Genomic DNA, 1796 nt, shown 5'->3' with positions numbered 1-1796 from the left:
AGCGCCGTAGTGGTTTTTGGCGCGTCGGACGAGAGACTGGATCAGGTCTATATCCATACGAATTACGGGAAAGATTTCAAAGCAACGCCGTTTGTCAAGGACGGCTACTACGCCTCGCTCGTAGCGTGGCCCGCAAATTTAGAGGTATTCCGCGCCGAAGTAGTCGCCACCGATCTTGCGGGCAACGTCAGCACCTCGCAAATTAAATACTTTTATCAGGACAGAAAATACAAGCTTTCAAATATCAAACTGAGCGCAAATTTCATCAGCGGCAAGGTAAGCGACCTGGCCAGCCAGTATGCGCAAAATTTTAATTCGATGAGCGATCTGGAAAAATTTAAATTCGTAAACGAGACGCTTCGCAACAAAAACAGCGACGATCTGCACGCCGCTACTAGCGCGGTGCATGAGGATAAAATAGAGAGTTTCGAGCCAAAGCCGTTCTATCCGCTCGCAAAGGGCGCGGCTGTGGCGAGTTTCGCCGATCACAGGATATTTTTTATGGATGAGCGGCAGGTGAGCGAGTCGTGGCATATGGGGCTCGATCTAGCAAGCGTTGCAAACGCCGATATCAAAGAGAGCAACTATGGCAAGGTGGTTTTCGCGCAGGAAAACGGAATTTTCGGATTAAATTTAGGAATTTACTACGGCTTTGGATTGTACGGCATCTACGGACACTGCTCGGCGACGCAGTTAAGCGTCGGCAGCGACGTAAAGCCGGGCGATATTCTAGCACAGACGGGCTCAAGCGGCTTTGCTTTCGGAGATCATCTGCATTTTGGCATCGTAGTTCAGGGTGTGGACGTAAGACCCGAGGAGTGGATGGATCCTAAGTGGATGAAAGATAACATTACCGATGTCTTAGAATCGTCCAAAAAAGTAATAGAAAAAGGTAAGTAAATTTTAAAATTTTCGCTATAATGCGCGGGTTAATGAAAACGAGGATAGAAATGAGACAGACAACGATAGCTAAGAAAGTCCATAACGTCGGCATCGGGCTGCACAAAGGTGAGCCTATCAGACTTACGTTAGAGCCTTTAGAGGCAGGCAGTGGAATCGTATTTTATAGAAGTGATCTTGGCGTTAGTTTTAAAGCCGAGCCGAAAAACGTCATAAATACGCAAATGGCAACCGTCGTAGGCAATGAAAAGGGCTATATATCAACGATCGAGCATCTAATGAGCGCGATAAACGGCTACGGCATTGATAATATTCGCATCATCGTTGATGCTAATGAAATTCCGGTGATGGACGGTAGCTCCGCGAGCTTTTGTATGCTTTTGGACGAAGCCGGCGTAAAGGAGCTCGATGCGAATAAAAAAGCTCTCATCATCAAGCGGGCCGTGGAGATTCGAGAGGGCGATAAGCTCGTGCGACTAAGCCCGAGCAAGAGCCCTAAATTTGATTATACGATTAAATTTAGCCATCCGCTCATCGGCACTCAGCACCATGTTTTTGAATTTAGCAAAAAAGCCTATCTTAAAGAAATTTCGCGGGCGCGCACGTTTGGATTTTTAAAAGACGTGCAAGCGCTTCGCTCCATGGGGTTAGCTCTAGGCGGCAGCTTAGAAAACGCCGTCGTAATCGATGAGAATAAAATTTTAAATCCCGAGGGCTTGCGCTTTGAAAACGAGTTCGTCCGCCATAAAATTTTAGACGCGATTGGCGATCTTGCGCTCGTAGGTGCTCCGATTTTGGGCGATTATACGGCGTTTGCGGGAAGCCACGATCTAAATCATAAACTAACTTTATCAGTTTTAGCCGACGCTAAAAATTTCGAGCTAGTAGATCTTACC

At 46.9% G+C, this 1796-nt stretch carries 2 protein-coding genes; both read left to right on the top strand.

The features are described from left to right. Positions 1 to 900, top strand: a 900-nt coding sequence (locus Q0236_RS05045; RefSeq protein ID WP_297915718.1) for a M23 family metallopeptidase, incomplete at its 5' end; no start/stop codon positions are given. A gap of 50 nt (positions 901 to 950) precedes the next feature. Next, the coding region (gene lpxC / locus Q0236_RS05040; RefSeq protein ID WP_297915716.1) for a UDP-3-O-acyl-N-acetylglucosamine deacetylase at positions 951 to 1796 on the top strand (846 nt) is incomplete at its 3' end.

It is taken from the genome of uncultured Campylobacter sp., assembly GCF_938031315.1.
Taxonomy (GTDB): domain Bacteria; phylum Campylobacterota; class Campylobacteria; order Campylobacterales; family Campylobacteraceae; genus Campylobacter_B.
The sequence above is the reverse complement of the archived record's forward strand: the minus strand, read 5'-3'. Positions and strand labels throughout refer to the sequence as shown.